This is a genomic window from Dolichospermum planctonicum (assembly GCF_005402965.1).
Lineage (GTDB): Bacteria > Cyanobacteriota > Cyanobacteriia > Cyanobacteriales > Nostocaceae > Dolichospermum > Dolichospermum planctonicum.
The window spans coordinates 1-26,016 of sequence record NZ_BJCF01000020.1 but is presented as its reverse complement, the minus strand read 5'-3'; the positions used below and the strand labels follow the sequence as shown (position 1 = coordinate 26,016).

Genomic DNA, 26,016 nt, shown 5'->3' with positions numbered 1-26,016 from the left:
CAGAATAAGTGAGTGAAAACAAGTGAATTAACGTGGCGAAACGGTAATTTCTGAATCCTTAGCTGTTAGCTCGCCGGAGAGCAATTCTTTAATTGCTGCTGCTGGCCAAGCAAAACCAGAGGTGATAATAGGTAGAGCAATACCCAAATCAATTTGGATTTCTTTTTGTTCGGCATTCGCTCCGTTTTTAATCGCTTGTAAATAAGCACGGCCTACCCAACCAATCCAACCAGCAATGTAGAGGAAAAGAATACTGGGGATCAAGAAATCTCCAGCATGATTCAGGCTGCCATCTACAATCAAGTGGGGATAGCCTTCGGGTCCACAGAGAGCCTGAGAATAACGTTCAAACCGCTTTTTACCTGATTCGGGGTCAGCGGTGGTATTGCGGGCATTTAGTGCTAGCTCTTGAAAGGCGGGAGAGTCTTTGCAAGGTACAAGGTTAGCCCCTAGTGCTTGCGCTGGAGGAGCAAAATTGAACCAAAGGGTCATCGCCAAAAGCAAAGCAAACAATCGTGTCATGGAGTTGTTTCCTTTTGTTACAAAACGAGAAGTTCCTTGTACAAAACGAAGCGGCTTGTACAGTCTTTATTTTAGATAACTAGGAAGTTATCATACTCTTGGCTGGGAATAGAGTAAAGTTTAAGTCAACAAAAGTTAAAGCTTCTCAATCAAAATATAGGAAAGAGGCAAGAGAGAATATATATTGGTCAGTTTCCTGTTCCCTGTCACCTGTTCCCTGTCACCTGTCACCTGTCACCTGTTCCCTGTCACCTGTCACCTGTCACCTGTTCCCTGTCACCTGTCACCTGTTCCCTGTTAAGAGTTCCCTCTTCCCTAATTAATTATGACAACCGTTTTAGCCATTGAAACCAGTTGTGATGAAACTGCTGTTGCAATAATTAACAATCGTCAGGTCTGTAGTAGTATTGTTGCTTCACAAATTCCTGTTCATCAACAATATGGTGGCGTAGTCCCAGAGGTAGCATCACGTCAGCATTTAGAAACGCTGAATTACGAAATAGAACAAGCGATCGCCTCTAGTCATCTAAATTGGAGTCAGATTGATGGTATAGCTGCCACTTGTGCGCCTGGACTTGTAGGGGCATTGCTGGTGGGATTAACAGCCGCCAAAACCCTGGCCATGGTACATGAAAAGCCTTTTTTGGGAGTACATCACCTGGAAGGTCACATCTGTGCGACTTATTTGACTGAGCCAAGTTTAAATCCTCCCTTTCTTAGCTTACTTGTTTCCGGGGGTCACACAAGCTTGATTTATGTCAAAGATTATGGTATATACGAAACTCTGGGGGAAACCCGTGATGATGCAGCCGGTGAAGCTTTTGATAAAGTAGCGCGGTTATTAAAATTGGGTTATCCCGGCGGACCAATAATTGATCAACTATCACAAATCGGTGATCCCCAAGCCTTTACATTACCGGAGGGAAAAATTTCTTTACCAGGTGGGGGTTATCATCTTTATGATTGTAGCTTTAGCGGATTAAAGACAGCAGTATTACGTTTAGTGCAACAATTGGAAAAAGAGGGTAAAGAAGTACCAATAGCGGATGTAGTGGCTAGTTTCCAGGATACTATAGCGCGATCGCTGACGAAAAGAGCGATCGCCTGCGCTCTTAATTATAAACTAGACACTATTACGGTAGGCGGTGGTGTAGCAGCAAATAGTGGACTCAGAAAGCATTTACAAGCAGCAGCCAATAAACATAACTTGCGGGTTCTTTTCCCCCCCCTAAAATTTTGCACTGACAACGCGGCCATGATTGGCTGTGCTGCTGCTGAACACCTCTCCCGTGGTCATAGATCATCTATGACATTAGGAGTGCATTCCCGGCTCTCCCTGAACCATGTCATGAAGTTATACGAAAATTAATTTCCAACCTATTAATTTAATATTAATTAATATTAATAAGGACTAATAACTAATGACCAATAACTACTGACTGAATATGTTCAGCGACGGCTTCCGGTTGCTCTAACATAGCCAAATGCCCACAATCAGGAATTTCAATCACATTATCACCAACATACTGGAAAAGCCAATGAAAACTGGCCAAATGGCGGACATATTTCGGTTCCATTACTTTATCGTCAGCACCCGCTAAGAAATATACTGGCTGCTTCAATTTCGATACTAACTGGGGTAAACAGTTAATTTCTTGTTCCGTAGTAGATGCAAAAAGAGTTCCCAGAGCAGCTTCTGGATCAGCTACAATAAAATCAATTAATCTTTGACGCGCCCAATATCGCTCTAAAGGACGCAATACACTAGCTTTAGTAAATAACAAATCAATTAAAGGCATTTGCGAAAGCCAACGGGGACGGACTTGTAAAAATTTCTGTCCTGCGGCACGGAATTGCTCAAATGCTTCTTTAAGATAAATTCCACCACCGGCATTAATACAAATTACACCTTGAATACAATCATGTAATTGGGCCGCTGTCCACAGAGCAATAGTACCACCCAAAGAATGACCTATGAGCCAAGCACTAGAAATATTCAGATGTTTGAGAAGAACGGCTAAATCTTGAGCATAAGCGAATGGAGAATATAAGGAATCCAAGGAAGAAGTAATCATGCTAGAGTCTGTGGGAGTCAGTTCTATATCTGAATCTGATGTTACCTGGGACTGTGATTCACCGAACCCTCGTAAATCGTAAGATAAACACTGTAAATCTAGTGATAGACGAGAAATTACGGGTTGCCAGTATACACGGCTATTTAGCCAACCGTGGATAAATACTAAAGTATGGGGACATGATGTAGGAGCGGTTAGCTCATAAGTATGTGGAACACCTAAGATTTCTATTGTTGCCATAGTTAAATATCGTACCCATGATTTTGGGTGCGAATAAATACAACTAAATACAAACAGGAAAAGAATAATTCAAAAATTCAACAAAACAAAAATTAAATTTTGAACTAGCTGAATTATCTAATTCTACAGTGTATCAGTTAAATTACCTGTTATTCTTGTGTCATTGAATTTGATATTGATTAGCTGAATCTCAGCTTAAACTTGTCTATTTATGTTTATGAAAGTAGTGCTGAAGAAATTTATGACTTAAACCAGAAACATAGATCAATTTGGGAAAAATTTGGACTTTCGACGAGTTTTATAGAGTAGTACGAAAACAAAATGCTAAAGTTAAAGGTGATTGGTAAGAAACACCCGATAACTCGCTATGGTCATAGCGATGTTAAATGTGAATCAACACTCTTAAAAAGTGGTAACCAATTTCAGTCATACTACCCGAACTGCGTTGGCATGGGTTTTTGGAAAACTTGGTTTAGCACTCCTGAATCTTTAGCGACAAATAAAACTGCTGCTGTTAACGAGCATACAGCGGCCGTTGAAAGTAATTCTAGTTTAGATAAGGATCAAATCATTTTCAGTACGGAAAGAGATATTGACCTGTATGAATTAGAAGAACTCTGTGACGCAGTTGGCTGGTCACGTCGCCCTCTGAGAAAAGTAAAAAAAGCTATTGAGCATAGTTTCCTCGTGGCCTCTATGTGGCAAGTACGAGGAAACAAGAAGCGTTTGATTGGTTTTGCCCGTGCTACCTCAGACCATGCTTTTAATGCCACCATTTGGGATGTAGTGGTTCATCCTGATTTTCAAAGTAGAGGACTAGGTAAGGCATTAATGAAATATGTCCTCAAAAAACTGAAGAATGAAGAAATTAGTAACGTGACTCTTTTTGCTGACCCTCATGTTGTAGATTTCTATAAGACTATGGGCTTTATGTCCGATCCTGAAGGTATCAAAGGAATGTTTTGGTATCCTCAGTAATTTGGTGTGGATGAGGCATTGGGGAATAGTCGCGGTAATTTAAAATCTAAAATTTGGTGAAAATTCCGGGAAAATCCTGGTTTGTGCCTGATTTCTCCCAGGATGTTTTCCATAGTCTGATTTTTTATAGATTATTGGGTTTGCATTTATTCTTTTTTATGATATGATGAGTCAGATGAACCAAAAAAACATAATTTAGGTTATGTAGAACTTGGTTTTGATAGATTTACGGGATGTAGCGCAGCTTGGTAGCGCGCCTGCTTTGGGAGCAGGATGCCGCAGGTTCGAATCCTGTCATCCCGATTTTTATGTCAAGGTGGTTGTATTCCGCTAACTCAGCAAAGTTGCAAATGGAAACATTACAGCATCCAGGCAGGTTATAATCTTTTTGCGGAGCAACTTTACAAAAATTTATGAGTAATCCCCTTGTGCAAGCCTTTTTCGTGGGCAGAGCAGTAGCCGAAGTGATTAATGAGCGTGTAGAAGTCGCCTTGACTGATGCTTTGAGTGAATTGGGCAAATTTGATGCTGAAGCTAAAGAGCAGCTACGCCAGTTTACAGAAGAAGTGATGGCACGAGCTAATCGGGCTGCTGAATCCTCTGCAACTGGAAAACCGGCAAATAGTTCATCTGGTGCAGATTCTTTAGATCTACAGACCGAAATTGACGAATTAAGGGCGGAAATCGCTCTATTAAGAAGTGAATTGCAGAAGTATCGCAATGCTGCAAAATAGGTAATGGGTAATGGGTAATGGGTAATAGGTAATGGGTAATGGGAAAATTCCTCCCAGCTGCCCCAACCGCCCAGATCCCTTACCCTCCCAGCTTCTCCTGCTCCCTCTCAAGCCGACGGTATAAGAAAAATATGGAACAAGGTTACTCAGGCAAAGCATACCGTTGGAATCGGGAAGAATACTCTAGCAAACGCCGCTTTGTGGATATTTGGTCTTTTGTCTTGACCTTGATGTTCAAAATTTGGCGCTATAGCAAGCCCTGGAGTTACCCCGGTGGTATGACGGAAGCCAAGCAAGCAGCTAGACGCAAAGCCCAAGCAATCTGGATTAGAACTACATTCTTGGATTTGGGTCCGACTTTTATTAAGGTGGGACAGTTGTTTTCTACTCGTGCTGATATTTTCTCGACTGAATATGTAGAAGAGTTATCTAAGTTACAAGACAAAGTTCCAGCATTTAGTTATGAACAGGTGGAAGGAATTATTGAACAGGAGTTGGGTAAACCAATTTCCTCACTTTTCCAAGATTTTGAACCTGTTCCCCTGGCTGCTGCTAGTTTGGGTCAAGTCCACAAGGCTACTCTATATACTGGTGAGTCCGTCGTTGTTAAGGTGCAAAGGCCTGGACTGAAAAAGCTATTTGAAATTGATTTAGACATTCTTAAAGGTATTGCCCGTTACTTTCAAAACCACCCCAAATGGGGACGAGGTAGAGATTGGATGGGTATATATGAAGAATGTTGTCGCATTCTCTGGGAAGAAATTGATTATCTGAATGAAGGTCGCAATGCCGATACTTTTCGCCGCAATTTCCGCATTTATAACTGGGTAAAAGTACCGAGAGTATATTGGCGTTATGCTACTTCTAGGGTAATTACTTTAGAGTATTTACCTGGAATTAAAGTTAGTCAGTATGAGGCCTTGGAGGCTGCGGGTGTAGACAGAAAAGCGATCGCTCGTTATGGCGCACAAGCTTACTTGCATCAACTTCTGAATAATGGCTTCTTTCACGCTGACCCCCATCCTGGTAATCTGGCAGTTAGTCCCGACGGGGCTTTGATTTTCTACGACTTCGGGATGATGGGTACAATTAAGTCGAATGTCCGGGAAGGACTAATGGAAACTTTATTTGGCATCGCCCAAAAAGATGGCGATCGTGTGGTAAAATCCCTAGTTGATTTAGGAGCGCTCGCCCCAGTTGAGGACATGGGACCTGTCCGTCGTTCTGTCCAGTATATGCTGGATAACTTCATGGATAAGCCTTTTGAAAACCAATCGGTGGCAGCTATCAGTGAAGATTTGTACGAACTGGCCTATGATCAACCATTTAGATTTCCAGCAACTTTTACCTTTGTCATGCGTGCCTTTTCCACCCTGGAAGGAGTCGGTAAAGGTCTAGATCCAGAGTTTAATTTTATGGAAGTTGCCCAGCCCTATGCAATGCAGCTTATGACAGATAACAGTAGTTCTGAGGGGAATAGCTTCTTGAATGAATTAAGTCGTCAAGCAGTCCAAGTTAGCAGCACTGCTTTAGGATTACCACGGAGATTAGAAGATACTCTAGATAAAATAGAACGTGGGGATATCCGGCTTCGAGTTCGCTCCGTAGAAACAGAACGTCTGATACGGCGACAGAGCAATATTCAACTGGGAATAAGCTATGCTCTGATTATCAGTGGTTTTACAATTGCCGCTACAATTCTCCTCGTTAGCCATTATGTATGGTTAGCAAGTCTGATTGGTTTAATTGCAGCATCAGTTTCATTCATGCTGATTCGGTTGCTTTTGCGTCTCGACCGTTATGATCGAATGTATTAATTAGTCGCTTACGAAAAATCTATGAAACTTGACTCTACCGGTTTATCAGATCCGGGGCTTATTCGTGCTTATAATCAAGATTCCTACTATATTGACCCCGCAGGGCGATTCTTTATCGTCGCTGACGGTATGGGTGGTCATGCGGGAGGAGAAGAGGCTAGTCGTATCGCTACTCAAGAAATTCGTTCATACTTGGAGCAAAATTGGCAATGCCCCGAATCAGCATCAAAACTATTACAACAAGCCCTATCTACTGCAAATCAAGCTATAGTCCAGGATCAGCAAAATCATCCTGAACGTGCTGATATGGGAACAACAGCGGTAGTAGTTGTGATTCGTCCCGGAGAATCTCCCGTATGCGGTCATGTTGGTGATTCCCGTCTTTACCGTCTGCGGAAATCACAATTACAACAAATTACAGAAGACCATACCTGGATTGCCAAGGCACTGAAAATAGGCGATATTACTCCTGATGAAGCTAGGGTTCATCCCTATCGTCATGTTTTATCCAGTTGTTTGGGTAGAGAAGACCTGAATCAGATTTCAGTCCAACAACTAGATTTAGAACATGGCGATCGCTTATTATTATGCAGTGATGGACTTACAGAAGAACTTGTAGACGATAAAATTGCCAGTTACCTTCAAGGCACACCTTCCCTAGAAATAGCAGCCGAATCTCTCGTAGAAGCCGCAAAAGAAGAAGGTGGAAACGACAACATCACCGTCGTTCTCGTCTCTGTAGAAACCTGATTTTCTAATTATTCAGTGATAGTAGTCAGGAGTCAGTAGTTAAGAGTATCTTGCCTATTTTCTCTTGCCTATTTTCTCTTGCCTATTCCTTCCCCCCTCACTACAAAAAGTAAATATACTGAATATTTTGTTCAATTTGAGCATTTTTCCCATCAATAACTTGCTAAAAATATTTCTACCCTCCAAATATCATAGGAGTTTAAATTTTTCTAATTACCCCAACTGGCATATTCCACCGGGTAATATGTCTAAATAAACAGCAAATATCATGTCAACTGTCTACAGCATCTAGATGAAAACCCAATTAGTTACCTCTGATTAGAAATAAATCTAAAAAGATGGGCAAACTGTCAAACATTTGTTATATTTCTTAATATAGAGAAACAAATGTTAACCAAAATCTAGAAATCACTTCTGCGGATGTTTATGTGACATAGCAAATTGCAGAAAAAAGCAGTACAGAACCTAAGTAAAAAGTAAAAGCCAGTTTTACTTTTTACTACTGACTCTTAACTCTTCAATTCTGTTGTCAATGTCGTTTTTATACGTTGTTTGTTTTGGAGTTCATTATGAATCAACCAATTGAACTGTCCTTGGAACAGCAATTTAGCATTTGCTCCTTTGCTACACAAGTCCAACAGATGAGCCACGAACAAGCTCAAGACTTTTTAGTTAAGCTCTATAGACAAATGATGGTGCGTGAAGCAACTTATCAAGAACTGCTTAAACAACAGTGGGGTCTAGACTCAGGTTCTAGCATGGCCTAGAGAAAAATCCGGGGATATATCCTTAAATTAGGGATAATTAGCAATAATTACCGTGAATTTCTCCTAACAGCACCTCTTGAGATGCTCCTGTCACAGAAGGTAAGTTACCAGGAATACCGATACTGCGCCAATATGCTAAAACCGCAAAAGCGATCGCCTCCTTAAAGGACGCGCTTATGCCCAGCTTGTCCGTAGTAGAGACTGGAACTTTCCCCAATAACAACTCTAGCCGCCGTTTTAAGTAAATATTACGACTACCACCACCACATAATAACACCTGATGTGGCCTTCTTGGTAGAAAAGTGTCATAATTGTGAACAATAGAAACCGCCGTCAGTTCTGTAATGGTTGCCAAAAAATCCGCAGGCCATGTACTGAACTGATAGCCTTGAGCATCTTCTAAACACTGATGTAAATAAGCGACACCAAATAACTCACGTCCAGTAGATTTAGGCGGTGGCAAGTGAAAATACTCATGACTGAGCCATTTTTCTACCAATGGATAACATGGTGTACCACTAGCTGCCCAATCACCATTTTCATCATAAGTTTTAGCACCATTGGTAAAATGTTGTACAGCCAAATCCAATAGACTATTACCTGGACCTGTATCCCAACCCCGAATTTGGGACAACCAATTATCACTGACTGCTGGTAGGTAAGTTACATTACTGATACCACCGATATTTTGTATACAACGTTCTTCCCGTGAATCACCCAGTAAATAGGCATCAACTCTAGGAACAAGGGGCGCACCATGGCCACTAGCTGCAATATCAGCAGATCGGAAATTACTGACAGTAGTAATACCAGTTAGATGGGCAATTAGTGATCCCCGTCCCAGTTGGAAACTATAACCCAGTTCTCCTGCTCCCCGACGGGGACGATGGTAAACAGTTTGACCATGAGAACCGATCAAAGTAGCTGCTTGATGACCAACTTGGATAAATTGAGCAGCTTCAGCAAAAGTCCGAGAGATAGCATCATCTATGGTAGCTAATTCTGCCATTGATACAGCAGCACCAGCACCAAGTTCTAGAATTTGTTCTCTGAGTTGCGGGGGATAGGGATATGTTTCCCCTGCTATTAACTCCACCTTGAGATCCAAATCCCTACCAGAAATTTCCACTAAAGCGGTATCTATACCATCTACAGATGTACCACTCATTAAACCGATAACGCGAGTCGGGTGCATTGACTCAAATACTTTTATGGATATCAATAGTAGTGTAATTCATACCATTACCCATGTCAAAAGAAAATGACTAATTGACCACTGACCAACAACTAATTTTGTTCACGATTGATCTCTTGTAAATCCAGGGCATAATTTAAGCGTAAAATATTCACCCCTGGTTCACCGAAGATACCCAAAAATCTACCATCAATATACTTAGTAATTAACGGGATGATATCATCTTCCTTTATCCCCCGTGCCTGTGCCACTCTTTCCATCTGTTCTCGTGCTGCTTTCAGAGAAATATGGGGATCTAAACCTGAGCCTGATGTATAAATCAAATCAGCTACAGCTTGTTTATTTTCATTTTGTAATTCTTCCGCTTGTTTGAGAATGCGTTCCTTGAGTTGAGGATTAGTAGGAGCAAAATTGCTACCTCCAGAAATACCCGCAGGTTGAGCTTTTTTACCTTGGCTATATCTGACAGCACTAGGACGACCATGAAAATAACGGTCTGAGGTAAATCCTTGACCAATCAAAGTTGAACCAATGGGTTGAGCATTGACATTTGATATGATACTACCATTAGCTGAAAACGGAAAAATTGACTGGCCTACCAGCAATATAAACAGGGGATATATCATTGCTGTTAATAACCAAATCACCAGAGTAATTCTGACCGCTCTGAAAATTTCTCTAAAAATAGACATAATTTCATTTTTAATTTTATTGAAACTTGTTTTAATTTGTAAATTATTAAAAGCGTTCTGGCTGAAAAATCACTATAAACAAATAAACTACTAACATTAAAGTAGTAAAACCTAAAATACCAATTGCCCAAGCAGAAACTTTATCTAAACTACCACCACTATTAGCATAAACCACTGGGGCAATCAATAAATTTAAACACATCACCAGAAAAATAATCATGGGTAATTGGTATTTAAATCTGGATAATCTCATAAATTGTATCAGTTTCATCAGATGTCGTTATGACAAGGGAACTCTTAACTCTTAACTCTTAACTGGGAAGAGGTTTTGGGCAACTTTACTTTTCGTTACTTATGTCGGTTTTTTTCCGTTCACCTACTTAGTAAGATCTCAAGAATAATTAACCGCTTAATTTAATAATTTAATTTAATTTAAGCTAAACCGACAAATGTAATCATCATATCTATTAATTTAATCGCAATAAATGGCGCAATTACCCCACCTAATCCATAAATTAAAATATTTCGTTGCAGAAGTTGATTAGCTGTCAAAGGTCGAAATTGAACACCTTTTAATGCTAGGGGAATCAAAGCCGGAATAATTAAAGCATTGTAAATTAATGCGGACAGAATAGCCGAATTAACACTAGTTAACTTCATAATATTCAGACTTTCTAGTTTAGCAGCAGTGAAAAGTACGGGAATAATCGCAAAATATTTAGCAATATCATTAGCAATAGAAAAGGTTGTCAATGCTCCACGAGTAATTAACAATTGCTTACCAATACTAACAATATCAATTAATTTGGTAGGATCAGAATCTAAATCTACCATATTAGCAGCTTCTTTGGCTGCTTGTGTTCCCGTATTCATGGCCACACCTACATTAGCCTGTGCTAAAGCGGGAGCGTCATTAGTTCCATCTCCCGTCATCGCTACTATTTTACCCTCAGCCTGTTCCCGTTGAATCACAGTTATTTTATCTTCTGGAGTAGCTTCAGCGATAAATTCATCTACTCCCGCTTCTTGAGCAATTACAGAAGCAGTAATACGATTATCTCCCGTGAGCATGATTGTTCGTACCCCCATGCGTCGGAGTTGGTCAAATCGTTCACGGATACCCGGTTTAACAATATCTTTGAGATAGATAACACCGTAAATTTCATGATCAAGACAAACAGCTAGAGGTGTACCACCTTGACGAGAAACTTGCTCATAAGCAACATCCAATTCTGGGGTATTCCGTCCATGACGCGACAGGATAAAGCCTTTAATTGCTTCCACTGAACCTTTCCGTACTTCCCTACCACCAGGTAAATTAGTACCACTCATGCGGGTTTTGGCCGAAAATTCTATCCCTTGGGCTTGGTTGCGGTCTAAATCAAAATTTGCACCTAACTTTTCTGCCAGTCGGACAATAGATTTACCTTCTGGAGTATCATCAAAGATACTAGCTGCCAAAGATACATTAGCAATTTCTATGACTGAGTGGCCATTGATAGGAATAAACTCCTCTGCTAAACGGTTTCCCAGAGTGATTGTCCCAGTTTTGTCAAGAACTAGGGTACTTATATCTCCACAGGCTTCTATGGCTCTTCCAGAGGTAGCAATGACGTTAAATTGAGCTACCCTATCCATACCCGCAATACCAATGGTACTCAGTAAACCGCCGATAGTTGTGGGTATAAGTGCTACTAAAAGAGCAATGAGAACCGGTACACTAACAGGACTATTCACATAGTAAGCAAAGGCGGGAAGAGTTGCCACTACAAATAGAAATACCAAGCTCAGAACCGCTAATAATACTGTTAAAGCAATTTCATTAGGCGTTTTAGTACGCTCTGCTCCTTCTACTAAAGCAATCATCCGATCAATAAAGCCTTTACCGGCTTCGGCCGTGACACGAATAATTAGTTCATCGGATATAATGCGTGTACCTCCCGTAACAGAACTAGCAACATCCGAGCCTGATTCTTTGAGAACAGGGGCAGATTCGCCAGTAATCGCTGATTCATCCACAGACGCGACACCCATGATTACTTCACCGTCCGCAGGGATAATATCACCTGATACGACGTGGATAGTATCCCCCCGGTTTAAACTGGTGGCCGGAACTTCTATAATTGTCCCGTCAACACCAATCTTTTTGGCGTTAGTAGCTGACTGCGTTGAACGTAAAGTATCAGCTTGGGCTTTCCCTCTTCCCTCCGCTACAGCTTCAGCAAAGTTACTAAATAGAATTGTAAACAGCAAAATTCCCGTTAACAGCCCGTTAAATAAATAGGGGTTTTTTTGGTTTATCGGTCCAAATAATTGGGGATAAATCGTCACAAAAAAGGTGATAATTGTTCCTACCCATACCAAAAACATCACCGGATTTTTGATAGCATATTGAGGATGCAATTTCATAAAGGCATCCCTAATTGCTCGAATATAAAGGCCTTTGTTCGTTACCCGCGTTTTTCTGTGTTTTTGACGGCGATAACGAGGACGGGAGGCTTTAGAATTAGAATTAGTTCCGTTTGAATTCATATATAACTAATTTTTTAGGAGTCACCGAGTCAGGAAGAAGAAACAAGAAACAAGAAATAAAGAGGGAAAATTATCTTCATCTTCTTATAGCATTTCCTAGTTCACAGAAGTACAGATTTATCTGCGGTTAATTTCTTATCCCTGTACCTAACTGAGATGGGAAATGCTATATTGTCTTATCTATATTAACTACCAGCAGCGAGTTTAAAACCTTCAGCGATGGGACCTAAAGCTAAAACCGGGAAAAATGTTAAGATCCCTAGGATTAAAGTGACACCAGCAGTAATACTGGTAAATAATAAAGAATCAGTTCTCAAAGTTCCCCGGCTTTCTGGACTTGCTTGTTTTTCAGACATACTATCAGCTAATAGCAACAACGCAATAATTGGTATATAACGTCCCGCAAAAATACTGATAGTTGTACTTAAATTCCACCATAATGTACCGTCATTTAATCCCTCTAAACCAGAACCATTATTAGCTGCGGCTGAAGCGTATTCATAAACCACTTGGGAAATACCATGAAAACCAGGGTTACTAATGCCTGATAGAGATATAGGATAAGCTAAAGCCACCGCACTAGGAATTAAAACCATTATGGGGTGAATTAATAGCACCACACTAGCAAGAACAATTTCCCGTTTTTCAATTTTGCGCCCAAAAATTTCTGGAGTGCGCCCTACCATTAAACCAGTCAGAAAAACTGTGAGAATTAGATAAATGAAGAGATAAGCAGTTCCTATTCCCTGTCCACCCCAAATTATTTGTAAAAATAGGTTGAATAAGCTAGAAAATGTCCCATTGGGCATAAGAGAATCGTGCATTGCATTCACAGCACCGGACATGGTAGCAGTGGTTGTAATTGCCCATAATGCGCTCTGCGCCCAATCAAATCTGACTTCTTTACCTTCTAAATTTGGTAATTCTAATCTCAAAGCGTTGTTAATTAGTGGGTTTCCTTGTAATTCTCCTGTGGCTGTAACGCCAATAAGAACAACAAAGATTATAAACACCATCCAATATAATAACCAACTTTGTTTCAGGTTGTTAGCAAATACTCCGTAGGTATAAATTAAAGATGTGGGAATGGCCAGCATAGCGATAATTTCTATCAAATTAGAAGCACCATTGGGATTTTCAAAAGGGTGAGCGGAATTAGCAGCAAAAAAGCCACCGCCATTTTCCCCTAACATTTTGATAATCTCCCAAGAGGCTACTGGACCTCTAGCTATATACTGAATTCTTCCTTCCAAGGTTTCTACCTCCAGCGTTCCGGCTAGGGTTTGGGGTACACCTGTGATGATTAGAGCGATCGCCCCAATTATTGATAAAGGTAGTAAGATCCTAGTGATAGTCTGGGTAAAATCAACATAAAAATTCCCCAGTTTTCTCCCCGTTAACCCCCGGATAAAAGCAATTCCCACTACCAATCCACTAGCCGCTGAAGTAAACATCAAAAAGCCTAAAGCCGATGTTTCACTAAAATAACTAAAGGTGTTTTCCGGTGCGTAATGTTGTTGGTCGGTGTTGGTCAGGAAGGAAATTGTAGTATGTAATAATAAATCCCATCTTATCCCCCCCAGTTCATTGGGATTCCAAGGTAAAACTTTCTGACAAGAGATTAGGACATAAACTATACCACCCATGACTAAGTTACTGTATAGTAATGCGCGGATATACTGCCAACCTGTCATGTCATTTTTTTTACTCACACCTCCTAAAATATAAATTATTGCCTCTATGGGCTTCATTACAGGATCAAGGATTGTCCTTTCTCCCAAGAAAACACTGGCTATGTATTTTCCTAGTTTTGGAGTAATAAATACTATAATACATAGCGTTAAAGCAATTTGTAAAAAACCTTGTCCCATGTAGTTTGCACCCTACTTAAGTTCTGGTCAGTTAATACTCAACAATAACAATAATAGCTAAATTACTAGGAAGCTGAATTTTTAGCGAGTTAGATAGCCATTCATATCTGATCCTAGTTAAATATTCTATGTAATATAGAAATCCTATGTGATTTTTGATAACCTGCGTGTCCTAGCCATACAATACTCAGTACACACTTTTACTCTTCTTCTCTGTTAGGAGTTTCCTCCCCACGCCAACTAATTCAGGAACCCTGCTTGATTCCTATATATTTTTAATTTATTTAACTGCACATCAAATTATAGCATTTCCCATCCTCATTGGGAACAGGAATCAGAAATTTCACCGCAGACAAGTTTGTCACTCAGTGGAATCTCTAAAAATATAAGTGTCCTACTTAAGCTTATAGGTTTTAAATACGTCCTTAATTTTATATTGATGTTTCAAAAGAGAATGAAGGGTTAAAACCAGAAAATTAATCAAGATTATCATACATCAGTTGCCATCCCTCTTATCTAATTCCTAAATATGGCAATTTAGCTATATTTTCACCTGAATAGCCAAGAATAAAGGCAGGTGGTCTAATTCTGGTAACTCCACTGCTAAAGTATAGGTTGGCTGACTTCCATCAATTTGCAATTCTATAACTGGCATTTCGCAAGCCTCAGATTTTACAAATTCTTGACTATTATTACCCTCAAGTTGCAAAATCCCCGATGTTGGTAATTTACCGTGAACCGTTAAACTCGTAAATTTACCTGAATTACGTAATTCTACCCGAATATTCAGAGTCCCCACAGTAGTCAGCCATTGTCTTTCTACCAAAGGCTGATTCAATGAAATCGGCAAAGTTAAATTTTCCAGCAGTTGTTTAGCTGCCATTAACGACAACGCCATTTGCTGACGTGGTAGTAAATCAAAATAATCGCTCTCAATATTAGGCACTGTCAAGGTATCTGCCGAACGATAAGAGCTTCTCAGGACTAACGCAGCCAAATCATTAATTGACTGGGTATCCGTGGGGAACATACTTTCTACCACCTGAACTAATTTAGCTCCCAGAGGTATGGAAGATGTCAATAAAACTTGACATTTTGCTAACAATTGCCAGAAAACTTGATCAGGCAAGGGAATAGGCAAATTTAGTTTAGACTGGTGGACTCTCCACCCCCAAACGGGAACTAATCCCAGAGATTGTTCTTCTACACAGTCAGGATATTCTCCCAATTGTGTTTCCCAGGGGAACAACGGGGGATTTTTTACTATTTGGTCTTGTAAACGACGCTTAAGAATAGCTTGAAAACGTTCTTGCACAGTAGGAATTTCTCCCAATTGAAAGGTTTGGGGCTTTTCTTGTCAAGCTCAGTTCACCGTTAAAAGGCTACCGTCTTGAGACGAATGACTACCCCATCAGTTTCGTCACATTCTCACAAACTACACCTGTAGGTATTGAAGTTATGATTTTTCAATGCCCAAGGAAGTTGATAATTTTATGAGGATTCACAAGTCACCATTCATGGGTAGATGCACTAGATCCGGAAACTAAGGAGTTACGAATTTCCCAAGCTTGTTCTAATATCTTAAACCAACGTTTCTGTAATTGTGCCATGGACAAGCCTACAGTCTTAGATATTTGCTCATCAGGTTTTCCTTGCTGCTTCAAATCTAAGATAGACCTTTGTTTATCATCTAGCTGGGCTAAATAAGTTTCCCATTGAATCGGAGTTAAACCCAAATTAGTGGGTAAAGAAACTTCTAACCACTCATGTACCAATTCCCAGCGATGTAAAAGGGCAAACCGAATTAAATGATATTTAAACCGTTGCTGTAAGTAATCACGCTGCCGAGATGTTAAACCCAAAATTGACTCAATTTCTGGTGCTGATAAATCCTGAAGACGAAGAGTAAAGTAATCAACACAGTCAGATTGTTCTTTTTCCTGTAAATAATTGATTAATTCTGTAATGACAACAGACCGCAGGGTATCTTCTTCCGGTTCGGGCTGGGAAGCCATAGCCGAACGCAATTGGTGGATAGCCGGCTCTTCCCAACAACTATCAGACTCACCACCACCACCTTCAGAAGCCTGTTCTATATCTACACTTGTTTCTGGAGGTTGCTGTTTTGAGAAAGTTTGCGCCCGGAGAATAATTAATTGTTGCTGTCTTCCAGGTAGGGGAATCCGACGTTTACCATATCTCTCGGTAAATGCCATGTATTCTCCCAATTCCAATAGAGTCTGGGGGCGATAGGTCGGACCTAGTTGGTTCTCCCTTCTAAAGGCATTTAAAGCCTCCAAATAAAAACTCTGAAGGAAATCTTCAATGATAGTCAACCGCCCTTGATAGCTTAATTGCTTGTGAGGGGGATTAATATAACGGTAAACAATTGCACTCAGTGTACTGTGGAGTTCTACCCTGCCACGACTTGAACCTAACTGATAGTATCGGATACACTGTTGTAAGCGATGTTTAGCTAGGCTCATGGCTGAACTTTCTACAGACCCCGAAGTTTGAATGCGTTTACTTTCATTACAAACCCGCAGGACTTCGTTAGTAATTCTCACGGATACATCATGACAATTTTGCTCCGAAGCCCTAGTTGACTGTTGAAGTTCCCTAAATAGGAATTGAAAGATGACCTCCACGCGGATAGAAATTTTCCCCTGAGTAGTTGCGATTGCGGCTGAATTCATAGTCCCAGTTCTCAAAACGACCCTAACATATTTTGGACACGACTTGTTAGACTTTGGATATTAGCTTCATGGTTTTTTTCTTGAACCCAAACCAATTTATATTGAGGGTGTGGCCGCCAAAAAATATTGAACTCGTAAATCTCAATTTTCTGGGATATTCTTTCCTCATTTTTTAGCCATTACCCAAAAGTCATTAACAATTCATGATGGATTTAGAAGCACAAATTCAATTGCTGATAGACAATGCACCCCAGGATGGTATGACACCACAACTTATGGTATCAATCGCTCCTGTATTAGTCGCTATTGCCCAAAGGTTAAAACACTACCAATACTTTATCCTCGAAAATTCTGAGCAGGATTGGGTTTTAACTACGTTGAGCAATCGCGCAAATCCAGGAATAGAAAAGCAAGTTATTTACGCTTTCCCTACCATACAGGATGTTTTCCTGATCTCGGATGCTGGGCGTGACCCTCAAGTGATGCCAGCCTCCATGTATGTTACCCACCTTTTGTTCCAATTAGTAGCCCTCAAACCATTACACAGCATAGTTTTCCTGGAAACACCAGGAATTATCACCCATACCGTCGAAGTGCGGCGCTCTGAACTGGAAACCCTAATTGGGCAACAACTACAAAGATTTAGACACTCAAGAAAAGTTCCTCCCCAGATTGCTTAAATACCCGAAAAAACTCAAAAAAGATGGGAAATCAACTCGGAAGCGTGGAGATTTAACACCCAACATCCCAAATCTTAGATCTCCCTCAATTTTTTAGTAGAGCCGACTCAGTACATAGTCAGTTAAATCCATTAAGGCTTGGCGTGATTCTGATGGCTCTAAAATGCTGATATGCTCATTGGCTAATTTGGCGTGGTGAGCAGCTAATTCTCTAGCTCGCTCAATACCCCGACTATCATGAATTAGCGCCAATGCCTGCTCTAAATCCCCACTCTGGGCAAACTCCCTGGCAATTAAGGCCTCTAAGTCGGGTTTTTCCTCCAAGGCATATAAAGCTGGCGCTGTGAGGTTGCCACTTTTGAGATCAGAACCGGCTGGTTTACCCAGGGTGTCTGTTGAACTGGTGAAATCAAGAATATCATCTACTATCTGGAAGGAAAGACCTAGATGACGACCATAACTGTACAAGTGTTCGGCAGTTTCTAGGGATGTTTCACTAATTAGTCCAGCCGCTTTAGAACTGTTGGCAATTAATGACGCTGTTTTGTAATAGCTCTTTTGCAGGTAAGTTTCTGTAGAAAGACTAGCATCAAAACGATTTAGCCCTTGCTGGATTTCCCCAGCCGCTAAATCCATAATTACTTCTGAAAGTAGTTTGACAACATCTAAATTGTTCAGGTTCGCTAAATACCAAGAGGATTGAGCAAAAAGAAAATCCCCCGCCAGCACAGCAATGCGATTACCAAACAAACTATGTACGGTCGGTACGCCACGCCGGACGTTTGACTCATCTACTACATCATCATGTACCAAACTAGCTGTGTGGATCATTTCTGTAATCTCTGCCAATCGTCTGTGACGCGCTGTGATATCTGTATTTAACATAGTCGCCCGCGATATAAGCAGCACTATGGCGGGTCTGATGCGCTTACCCCCAGCACCGAATAAATGTTCGGCTGCGGCATAAAGAATGGGGTGGCGATTTCCAACTAGCTGTTTAAGGTTATTTGCTAGTATTTGCAGGTCTGCTTCCACAGGGGTAAACAGGGAGGTGGCTGGGGTCATGGATGGGCGGACTCTGGCTTAGTTTACGAAAGTTTACATATCCTTTAATTTTAAGATAACCCAGTGTCACCGCAAAGTTTTCCTCCAGTAATCTGATTTTTAATATCTATTAAGTTATTTATATATCGGATTGGAATTATGTTATAATAATAAGTTATTTTAAAATGCTCGATTTGTGCTAATTCCCCGAAAAAGATCGTCATCATCGAAGATACAATGTTAATAAAATAACACTTAGTATAGATTAATCTAAGTTACTTGTCAACAGTAAAAAAATTTAAAATTTAGTCTAGAAGTTAGCTTCAAATTCAAGGTGGTTGTGTTACGCTAAAACCTAGAGATATTAAATTTTTGAGATTATTCACTTCCTAAGTAAAACCATTTTCTGATGATTTTACGCAATAGCGTTGTGAGTCTAAAATAACTCGTCGCTCAAGAGAAGATGGAAGTTATTCCTATTTAGACTTTGTGCGACAAGCATACCTTTTGAGTTGAATTATGCTTTTCCAATCATGGAACTAACTCAACGTATTCAGCCCACGTTGAGTAACGGCGTATATCTATTAAAATTGGTGTGAGGTCAATAACACAGGCTAGGTAAACTGCTGATGAGCGCGGTTACAGATTGCTACTTAGCAGTTTGGCTGCTGTCGGATGTATGGTCTGGGAAAGTTGATTTTAAAGAAAATAAATGGATTGGCCAGAGAAATTCGGGTTTTCTGCTGGTTGTTCTGGTATAGCTAACTACATTCATCAAGAATACACTTGGTTGACTGGAGTTTTGCTAGTTTCGTATGCAATTTTATATTCCTTAGCAATCAAAGATGGTGGAACAATGATTTACGGAAATATGCCTATGATGATATTTATTTTAGCTGCTGGATACTTATTCAGTGTATACCTGTTATTAGCATTGGCAAAGCGAACAGGCAAAAAAGATGTGCATCAAAGCGATTCATTTAATTCTAGTATTGGACGAGATAATTATAAGCAGCAGAGGGGATTAACCGCGAACGTTACCGAAGCAGTGAATAGTCGGTGAAAGAAACCAGCACAGGGTAGGGAAACAATAGACGAATTTTGTTTGTGCTTCCCTATTCTGACCCTGTGAGGAAAGGGAATCCCGTCTTTAAGAGACAACGGCATCCGCAAAGCATACCTGTTCCACCATCGGAGTATAGCCCAACCACTGCAAACCAGACTGAGTAAATTGTTGCGGACAACCGCTGACAGCGAAGCGGGTAGGCAGGGGTGGATGAGTATTTTTAATACCTAACATATCTAGCTCTTGGGAGCAAGCGACGACAACATGAACTGCTGGGTCAATTAGTTTGACCTGGGTGGGGAGGAGCGATCGCAAAACTGGTGATAAATGAGGATAATGGGTACAACCATAAACTAAAGTATCTATTTCTTGGTGGAGTAAAGGTTCTAAATAAGTTTTGGCTATTTCAGTAGTATAAGGGTCATGGATGCGATTTTGCTCAATTAGAGGGACAAACTCTGGACAACTCACTTGCCAAACTTGGACATGAGATTTAATTTCTAAAATAGCTTGCCGATAGGCATTGCTTTTAGCCGTTGCTGGGGTAGCAATAACACCAATGCGCTGCCCTTGCTCAACAGCAGCCTTTGCACCTGGTAAAATCACACCTAAAATGGGGAAATCAAATTCTTGACGGACAATATCTAATGCCAGAGCCGAACTGGTGTTACAAGCCATAATTGCCATTTTAACCCGTTGCTGCTGCATCCAGCGCAGGATCTCCCGGACAAATTGCAGAATTTCTGTTTGAGAACGAATACCATAAGGAAGACGGGCTGTGTCCCCCACATAAATAATTGATTCATTGGGAAGTTGCTGATACAGTTGTCGCAGTACGGTTAGTCCACCGACACCGCTATCAAATACCCCAATAGGAGCGCGTTGAGGTTCTTGACGGGAGAAAGCATGAAAATGACTATCAAAAATAGAAGATGAATACACAGCAAATATTAATTTAGATTGTGGTTAGTGGTTAGTGACCAGTGGTTAGTTGTTAGTGGTAAAGAGAAAAAAATATACCATTTCCTAGTCCACTGAAGTAAAAAATTATCTGCAGTGAACTTCCTGATTCCTGTACCTAATGAGGATGGGAAATGCTATAAACAACTAATAATGAATGATTAGCAATGATTAGCAATGATTAGCGTTGTTTTAAATAATTGAGAACACCACGAGCTATGCCCTCAGCCATAAGAGTTTGATAGTCTGATGATCCTAGACGGGGATTATCTTCTCGACCAGTCATATAACCTGTTTCCACTAAAATAGCAGGCATAGAATTTTTTCTCAGCACATAAAACCTAGCTTTACGAGTTCCTCGATTATTCAAGGTACTAATATTTTGGAGAATAGTTTGACGAACAGTTTCTGCCAAACCATAACCACTGTCATAATAGTAGACTTCTAAGCCATTGACATCAGGGCGATTGTCCACGGAATTAGCGTGAATACTGACGAACACAGTAGCATTGACACGCTTGGCTATATCTACCCGTCCTTGGAGTTCCACAAAAAAGTCAGCATCTCTAGTCAGTACCACCTGCACACCATTTTGCTCTAAGATTCTAGCCAATTTTGTGCTAATAGGTAAAACAACATCCTTTTCTAGTAACCCACCGAGTCCAGGAGCGCCAGAATCCTTACCACCATGTCCCGGATCAATAACTACTAAAACCTTTCCTTTAGGGACTGGTAGAGGTGGCTGGCCAAAAGGTGTTTTAACGGTTTGGGATAAATCCGTGATCAAATCCGGGGTATTTAATGGTGGTGTAGGCGCGACAGGAGGTGTAATCTCAGGGACTTGAGGGCGGAGAGTACTTTGTAATGGTAGTGCTAACAAACTAGAGGGGACTTGATTCAGTACGCCAAAGCTAACACCAGACGCAGGTTGAACAAGAACAACTACGGTATTGGGAGCTTGGGGTTGAAGACGGACTTTGAGAATAGGGCTATTGGTATTAAAAGTAGGACCTTGGACCTGATTAGCTAACTTAGCATTAGGAATAGTGATCCAAAATAGACCTGAGCTTTTATCCCAGTTGCTAGTAGCAGATATAGCTTGGTCGGCTCGAATTAGTAATTGTCTGCCATTTGCACCTATTTCTACAGATTGAATAGTCGCAGGGGAGTCACTAACTGATGGTGTAGAGGATTGATAGTTATTAGATAACTTAGTCACACGATCTGGTATGACGATAAAACCGCTATTACCACTAGCTATTGCTCGCCAATTGCGACTAGTGTTATCTAACTGCAAGGTCATGCGAACAGCAGACGGACTACTTGGTAATTGGCTAAATTGGATGCGCCGGACACCATAGCGGTTAATTAATAGGTCACTTTGTCCCATATTTGGTGATAAAACCGCACCAAGGATATCAATATTAACAGAGCGATTATCAAGACTGGGATTGACTTGCAATTGGGCATTACCGGACAACCACGGGGAGTTTGCCCCTACGCCCACAAAAAAACCATCTCCTGTGACTTGTAATTTCTCGATTTGAGTTACCTGTTTAGACGGGGTAACGGGATTTTTTGTGACTACGTTGTAAATACTGTTGGGAGAGCGTGTAGCTTGAGATAATTGAGATAATTGAGATGATTGATCTAAGGATGAGCGTGTTGATGGTTCTCTAGTTTGCCCAGAAATAACTTCTGGATTCGGTAATTCTACTATCCAGCGTTTACCATTTGTGGGAACAAATTTGATTTGCGCAGAGTTGAAGGTGTAACCAGGGGCAAGTTCTACAACTAAGCGCGTTGTTTGTGCGTCAAATTGCCCAATGCGGATAGCGCGAATTTGGCCACCAATTTCTTGTATTAATTGTGGACGACCAAATTCTGTCCCTGGTAAGTCAATTACCAAGCGAGTCGGGTCAAAAATCAGTTGGGCTTGGGGTTGGACAGCAGTAGATGTATTAATTTCCAGCCGATTTTGATTAGGATCAAACCGCCAAGATTCCAATTTTCCAGCCAAAGCAGGCGAAGATAGCATGAAAACCGCGCCAAAAGTGCTGGGTATTAACCAATGTAGTTTCACAATCCTTTCTCCTGATTTGCATTTATCATGATTCAATATCTCAATTTAGGGGCTAATCTTCACACTATCACCGCCTCAACTTTGACTTTGCTCAAGTCCAAGATTGTTGCTTTACCATAAGACACGGCTAATGGCGTAGTATTTTAGCATATAATTTTATTTTTGGGATTTTTTGAGCAAATTTATTTTTCTGACAATTTTTCCGGCATTGGTGATCATATCTGGTGGTGAGTGTTGCAAATTACTATTTATCTGGATCTTAAATACTGAAGAATCCCTTGGGCGATCGCATCTGCCATTTGATTTTGATAAGCTGGACTATTGAGATTAGCAACATCTTCTCTACCAGTTACGAAACCAGTTTCTACTAAAATTGACGGCATGGAGTTTTTGCGAAGCACATAAAATCTAGCTTTCCGTACATTCCTATCTTTAACATTGAGACTTTGCAGAATTTTACTATGGACAATGCGAGCTAATGTTAGACCACTGTCATAATAATAGGTTTCTAACCCGTTAACTTCTGGACGATTCGCACCTGCTGAATTAGCGTGGATACTCACAAATACATCAGCTTTAGCTCGTTGGGCCATAGTTACCCTTCCCGGTAAAGTCACAAAATAGTCAGAATCCCTAGTCATAATCACTTGAATACCGTTTTGTTCCAAAACTTCAGCAATCCTTTTCCCAATAGGTAAAATAACATTCTTTTCCTGCACTCCCCCGATACCAACCGCACCTGAATCTTTACCACCATGTCCGGGGTCAATTATAACTACTAATTTTCCTTTGGGAACTGGGGTCTGAGGTCTGATTTCTGGCTGTTTTGAATTTAAGTCAGGTAGTTCTTGCCTTGGTGGTGATAAAGGTGGTAAGCTCAGAGGTGGTCTAATCAGACGAGATCCTTGCAGTTTTAAAGCCAACAGGTTGTCTCCGGCTGGATTAATCGCGCCAAAGCTAATACCTAATGCAGGTTGAATAAAAATCACCACAGTATTTGGCGGTTGGGGTTGAAGACGGAGTTTGAGAATGGGACTATTTGTCTCAAAAGTTGGACCTTTGACCTCCGGGGCTAACTTAGCGTTGGGAATGGTAATGCGAAATAAACCAGATTTTCTATCCCAACCAGTGGTAGCAGATACAGCTTGGTCGGACTTAATGAGTAATTGTGTGCCATTATTAACAATTTCTACAGATTCAATGGTTGCAGTCGAGCCGTTATTGCCGTTATTATTTATACTTGGCGGCAGATTCTCATTTTCAGGTAAACTCACAACTCCCCTGCTAGGAAGCAGAACTAAACCACTGCTACTGGAAGTTACTCGCCAGTCAGGGCTATTTTCCTCTACCCTCAAGGTCATACGCACAGATGTTGGTGTCGTTCGCAATTGAGTAAATTCAATACGGGAAACACCGTATTTATTAACTGCTAAATTTCCTGGAGTTAAATTTGGTGATAAAGTTGTATCCAGGATATCAAGAAATATAGTAGTTTTATCACGGCTTCTGATGATTCTCGTTTGAGGACTACCGCCATTAGTGCGAACAAAAAAGCCGTCACCAGTAATTTGTAAATTCTCCAACTGAGTTTTTCCCCCACTACTACTCGCTATTGGTGAAAAGTCAGGTTTAGATTGGGGGACGATATTAGCTAGATTGTAATTATTATTAGTAGTATTTTCAGGATTTTCCCCCTGGGGTGATAGAGACTCCCTTTCTAATTTCGGTAATTGTACAGCCCAACGATTAGCACGTTTAGGAACAAATTTTACCTGATTAGGGTCTAGGGTATAACCAGGACTCAATTCTAAAACTATCCGTGTTGTTTGTTCGTCAAACTGGCCAATGCGAATTTCCCGCACTCCTCTACCAGGTTGGGTTAACTGAGAACGTCCCAATTTCACACCCGGTAAATCAATTACTAAGCGAGTGGGACTAAAAATTAGCTGTGCTTGTGGTTGGACACCACCACTTGTATTAATTTCTAACAGGTTTTGATTGGGGTCAAATCGCCAAGATTCCAGGGTTGTGGCTAAACTCGGCGACGATAGCATGAGTATACTTCCAAAAGTACCGGGTAGCAACCACTCTAATTTCACAGTTCTTTTCTCCTGATTTATATTTATTGAATTAGTGAATATCAAATTAATATCTTTAAATATCTCAAAAATTTGATAATTTGTCACACTATTTCCATTATTCTCCTTGACTTGAGAGCAAGAAATTTATGAAAAACTATCAGCGATTATAAATCCCTACTAGACAAACAGCGTCAATACTTAAACAAGCTTAGTCATACCCTGGACTAAGGAAAAATCCAGGGTTTTGTCTGTATAGCCCGCCACTTCTAGTCGCCAATGTCAATAAAAAATACCCACCACTGTCAACTGCTGACATAAAGAAAGCAGGTTATTCTCCCTACTAAAAAATCTGCAATTTATAACAACTAAACAGAGAAAAAATAGAACCATAAAACATGATCAAGTCTACTAATAATGGGAAACAAAGAAAAATTTGTCAAGACCAAAGGAAATTCAATTAACCCTTCTATTCATTTTCTAAGTGAGATGATGACAATATCAAAAGAGACGGATCTCTAATAACATAAGTTTCCTTTAACCTCCTTACTTAGTCAACTTACAAAGCACAACAGATATAGAAAAACTAAATAGCTCGATTATAGCATTAATTCACCAATTATTGAGATGATTAAGGAACAAGTCGGGGATTTGAGACTTTTGTTGATTCAACCCCCTAAATACTTGCTTTTTAAATATAGGAATTTGCCTTCATTTAAACCTCCTCCAGGAGACCCCCACCAAAACTGTACTCAGTTTGGTGATGGGAGGAATGGAGGGTTAATTGTGAAATGTCCCTTGAGTAATTTTGTGCGTCAGCACAAACAGCGAGAGGGACAGTTGAGCAATTAACAAATCTTTTATACTGCATACGAATAACCATCCTTTGCGTGAATGCGTTTACAAAACTTATGTGATATTCCTTGAATCAATCCATTTTTAGTATAAATATTGAAACTACCAGTTGAACGAATAGCCACTTTTCCTACATAAGTACCAATCTTTTTACCCGTGGTGACAACTGCTTTAGCGATATCGCCAGTTTGAAAACCAAAATGTATTTTTTCTCTCGGTACGTGCCTACTCGGAAAACCGTACTTGTCGGTTCAGCAAGATTGTCTAGAACCGTGACCGTTAGCTGTAATTAGCAGTGGTTTAACACCTTTGATATTGAGAATTGGAGTTGATTTACCAACACAAGCGGCATCAATCCAATGTGTTTTTTCTAATTGTTGT

General features: G+C 40.4%; 21 protein-coding genes, 1 tRNA gene and 1 pseudogene. 9 read left to right on the top strand and 14 right to left on the bottom strand.

Annotation, left to right across the window (positions count from 1 at the left end; genetic code table 11):
- Positions 1-27 precede the first annotated feature (27 nt).
- A complete protein-coding gene (locus FFO06_RS10570) occupies positions 28-522 on the bottom strand; it encodes a Photosystem I reaction center subunit III (protein WP_137908003.1) in 495 nt (164 codons plus the stop codon).
- Positions 523-847: 325 nt separating this feature from the next.
- Here FFO06_RS10570 and tsaD point away from each other — a divergent pair, with 325 nt between their 5' ends.
- A complete protein-coding gene (tsaD, locus tag FFO06_RS10565; RefSeq protein ID WP_137908002.1) occupies positions 848-1,891 on the top strand; it encodes a tRNA (adenosine(37)-N6)-threonylcarbamoyltransferase complex transferase subunit TsaD in 1,044 nt (347 codons plus the stop codon).
- 49 nt (positions 1,892-1,940) lie between these two features.
- Here tsaD and FFO06_RS10560 read toward each other — a convergent pair whose 3' ends face one another.
- Positions 1,941-2,837 carry an alpha/beta fold hydrolase gene (locus FFO06_RS10560; protein ID WP_137908001.1) on the bottom strand — a complete coding sequence of 299 codons (897 nt, stop codon included), beginning with the start codon at positions 2,835-2,837 and terminating at the stop codon, positions 1,941-1,943.
- 450 nt (positions 2,838-3,287) lie between these two features.
- On the opposite strand from FFO06_RS10560, the gene FFO06_RS10555 reads away from it, so the two are divergent.
- From FFO06_RS10555 to FFO06_RS10530, 6 genes are all read left to right on the top strand, one after another.
- Complete coding sequence (locus FFO06_RS10555) at positions 3,288-3,815, top strand: GNAT family N-acetyltransferase (protein ID WP_137908041.1); 528 nt, start codon at positions 3,288-3,290, stop codon at positions 3,813-3,815.
- 229 nt (positions 3,816-4,044) lie between these two features.
- Positions 4,045-4,118, top strand: a tRNA-Pro gene (locus tag FFO06_RS10550).
- A gap of 110 nt (positions 4,119-4,228) precedes the next feature.
- A complete protein-coding gene (locus FFO06_RS10545; RefSeq protein WP_137908000.1) occupies positions 4,229-4,549 on the top strand; it encodes a DUF6825 family protein in 321 nt (106 codons plus the stop codon).
- A gap of 131 nt (positions 4,550-4,680) precedes the next feature.
- A complete protein-coding gene (locus FFO06_RS10540) occupies positions 4,681-6,366 on the top strand; it encodes an ABC1 kinase family protein (protein WP_137907999.1) in 1,686 nt (561 codons plus the stop codon).
- Positions 6,367-6,387: 21 nt separating this feature from the next.
- Entirely contained in the window at positions 6,388-7,116 is a 729-nt protein-coding gene (locus FFO06_RS10535; protein WP_137907998.1) for a Stp1/IreP family PP2C-type Ser/Thr phosphatase, read from the top strand.
- Positions 7,117-7,685: 569 nt separating this feature from the next.
- Positions 7,686-7,883, top strand: coding sequence for an NblA/ycf18 family protein (locus FFO06_RS10530; protein ID WP_028083489.1), 198 nt, complete (start codon positions 7,686-7,688; stop codon positions 7,881-7,883).
- 37 nt (positions 7,884-7,920) lie between these two features.
- Here FFO06_RS10530 and FFO06_RS10525 read toward each other — a convergent pair whose 3' ends face one another.
- The 7 genes from FFO06_RS10525 to hetZ all read right to left on the bottom strand — a co-directional run bounded on the left by FFO06_RS10525 (position 7,921) and on the right by hetZ (position 16,869).
- Positions 7,921-9,078, bottom strand: coding sequence for an anhydro-N-acetylmuramic acid kinase (locus tag FFO06_RS10525; protein WP_137907997.1), 1,158 nt, complete (start codon positions 9,076-9,078; stop codon positions 7,921-7,923).
- 92 nt (positions 9,079-9,170) lie between these two features.
- Positions 9,171-9,770: a K(+)-transporting ATPase subunit C gene (kdpC, locus tag FFO06_RS10520; RefSeq protein ID WP_137907996.1), complete on the bottom strand. Its 600-nt coding sequence runs from the start codon at positions 9,768-9,770 to the stop codon at positions 9,171-9,173.
- Positions 9,771-9,816: 46 nt separating this feature from the next.
- A complete protein-coding gene (locus FFO06_RS10515; RefSeq protein ID WP_236097121.1) occupies positions 9,817-10,023 on the bottom strand; it encodes a potassium-transporting ATPase subunit F in 207 nt (68 codons plus the stop codon).
- Positions 10,024-10,202: 179 nt separating this feature from the next.
- Entirely contained in the window at positions 10,203-12,302 is a 2,100-nt protein-coding gene (gene kdpB, locus FFO06_RS10510; RefSeq protein WP_137907994.1) for a potassium-transporting ATPase subunit KdpB, read from the bottom strand.
- Positions 12,303-12,487: 185 nt separating this feature from the next.
- Entirely contained in the window at positions 12,488-14,173 is a 1,686-nt protein-coding gene (gene kdpA / locus FFO06_RS10505) for a potassium-transporting ATPase subunit KdpA (protein ID WP_137907993.1), read from the bottom strand.
- Positions 14,174-14,714: 541 nt separating this feature from the next.
- Positions 14,715-15,488 (bottom strand): PatU, encoded by a 774-nt coding sequence (locus FFO06_RS10500; protein WP_306420213.1) that lies wholly within the window; start codon positions 15,486-15,488, stop codon positions 14,715-14,717.
- Positions 15,489-15,681: 193 nt separating this feature from the next.
- Entirely contained in the window at positions 15,682-16,869 is a 1,188-nt protein-coding gene (gene hetZ / locus FFO06_RS10495; RefSeq protein ID WP_137907991.1) for a heterocyst differentiation protein HetZ, read from the bottom strand.
- A 206-nt stretch (positions 16,870-17,075) separates the two neighbouring features.
- Here hetZ and FFO06_RS10490 point away from each other — a divergent pair, with 206 nt between their 5' ends.
- Complete coding sequence (locus FFO06_RS10490; RefSeq protein ID WP_137908040.1) at positions 17,076-17,549, top strand: hypothetical protein; 474 nt, start codon at positions 17,076-17,078, stop codon at positions 17,547-17,549.
- 93 nt (positions 17,550-17,642) lie between these two features.
- On the opposite strand, the gene sds is transcribed toward FFO06_RS10490, so the two are convergent.
- Positions 17,643-18,614 (bottom strand): solanesyl diphosphate synthase, encoded by a 972-nt coding sequence (gene sds / locus FFO06_RS10485; RefSeq protein WP_137907990.1) that lies wholly within the window; start codon positions 18,612-18,614, stop codon positions 17,643-17,645.
- Positions 18,615-19,449: 835 nt separating this feature from the next.
- Between sds and FFO06_RS10480 the strand changes: the two genes are divergently transcribed.
- On the top strand, positions 19,450-19,656 hold the full coding sequence (locus FFO06_RS10480; RefSeq protein WP_137908039.1) for a hypothetical protein: 207 nt from the start codon (positions 19,450-19,452) through the stop codon (positions 19,654-19,656).
- A gap of 87 nt (positions 19,657-19,743) precedes the next feature.
- On the opposite strand, the gene murI is transcribed toward FFO06_RS10480, so the two are convergent.
- The 4 genes and pseudogenes from murI to FFO06_RS10460 all read right to left on the bottom strand — a co-directional run.
- On the bottom strand, positions 19,744-20,601 hold the full coding sequence (gene murI / locus FFO06_RS10475; protein ID WP_137907989.1) for a glutamate racemase: 858 nt from the start codon (positions 20,599-20,601) through the stop codon (positions 19,744-19,746).
- A gap of 199 nt (positions 20,602-20,800) precedes the next feature.
- Complete coding sequence (locus tag FFO06_RS10470; RefSeq protein WP_137907988.1) at positions 20,801-22,702, bottom strand: N-acetylmuramoyl-L-alanine amidase; 1,902 nt, start codon at positions 22,700-22,702, stop codon at positions 20,801-20,803.
- Between the two features lie 248 nt (positions 22,703-22,950).
- Positions 22,951-24,801, bottom strand: coding sequence for an N-acetylmuramoyl-L-alanine amidase (locus FFO06_RS10465; protein WP_137907987.1), 1,851 nt, complete (start codon positions 24,799-24,801; stop codon positions 22,951-22,953).
- An 839-nt stretch (positions 24,802-25,640) separates the two neighbouring features.
- Positions 25,641-26,016 (bottom strand): annotated as a pseudogene (locus tag FFO06_RS10460) (RNA-guided endonuclease IscB); the annotation flags it as partial.

Bases quoted from the DNA above. Each gene is read 5' to 3' on its own strand.
- FFO06_RS10570 (WP_137908003.1), bottom strand. From the start codon at position 522: ATGACACGATTGTTTGCTTTGCTTTTGGCGATGACCCTTTGGTTCAAT.
- tsaD (WP_137908002.1), top strand. From the start codon at position 848: ATGACAACCGTTTTAGCCATTGAAACCAGTTGTGATGAAACTGCTGTT.
- FFO06_RS10560 (WP_137908001.1), bottom strand. From the start codon at position 2,837: ATGGCAACAATAGAAATCTTAGGTGTTCCACATACTTATGAGCTAACC.
- FFO06_RS10555 (WP_137908041.1), top strand. From the start codon at position 3,288: ATGGGTTTTTGGAAAACTTGGTTTAGCACTCCTGAATCTTTAGCGACA.
- FFO06_RS10545 (WP_137908000.1), top strand. From the start codon at position 4,229: ATGAGTAATCCCCTTGTGCAAGCCTTTTTCGTGGGCAGAGCAGTAGCC.
- FFO06_RS10540 (WP_137907999.1), top strand. From the start codon at position 4,681: ATGGAACAAGGTTACTCAGGCAAAGCATACCGTTGGAATCGGGAAGAA.
- FFO06_RS10535 (WP_137907998.1), top strand. From the start codon at position 6,388: ATGAAACTTGACTCTACCGGTTTATCAGATCCGGGGCTTATTCGTGCT.
- FFO06_RS10530 (WP_028083489.1), top strand. From the start codon at position 7,686: ATGAATCAACCAATTGAACTGTCCTTGGAACAGCAATTTAGCATTTGC.
- FFO06_RS10525 (WP_137907997.1), bottom strand. From the start codon at position 9,078: ATGCACCCGACTCGCGTTATCGGTTTAATGAGTGGTACATCTGTAGAT.
- kdpC (WP_137907996.1), bottom strand. From the start codon at position 9,770: ATGTCTATTTTTAGAGAAATTTTCAGAGCGGTCAGAATTACTCTGGTG.
- FFO06_RS10515 (WP_236097121.1), bottom strand. From the start codon at position 10,023: ATGAGATTATCCAGATTTAAATACCAATTACCCATGATTATTTTTCTG.
- kdpB (WP_137907994.1), bottom strand. From the start codon at position 12,302: ATGAATTCAAACGGAACTAATTCTAATTCTAAAGCCTCCCGTCCTCGT.
- kdpA (WP_137907993.1), bottom strand. From the start codon at position 14,173: ATGGGACAAGGTTTTTTACAAATTGCTTTAACGCTATGTATTATAGTA.
- hetZ (WP_137907991.1), bottom strand. From the start codon at position 16,869: ATGAATTCAGCCGCAATCGCAACTACTCAGGGGAAAATTTCTATCCGC.
- FFO06_RS10490 (WP_137908040.1), top strand. From the start codon at position 17,076: ATGGATTTAGAAGCACAAATTCAATTGCTGATAGACAATGCACCCCAG.
- sds (WP_137907990.1), bottom strand. From the start codon at position 18,614: ATGACCCCAGCCACCTCCCTGTTTACCCCTGTGGAAGCAGACCTGCAA.
- FFO06_RS10480 (WP_137908039.1), top strand. From the start codon at position 19,450: ATGATTTACGGAAATATGCCTATGATGATATTTATTTTAGCTGCTGGA.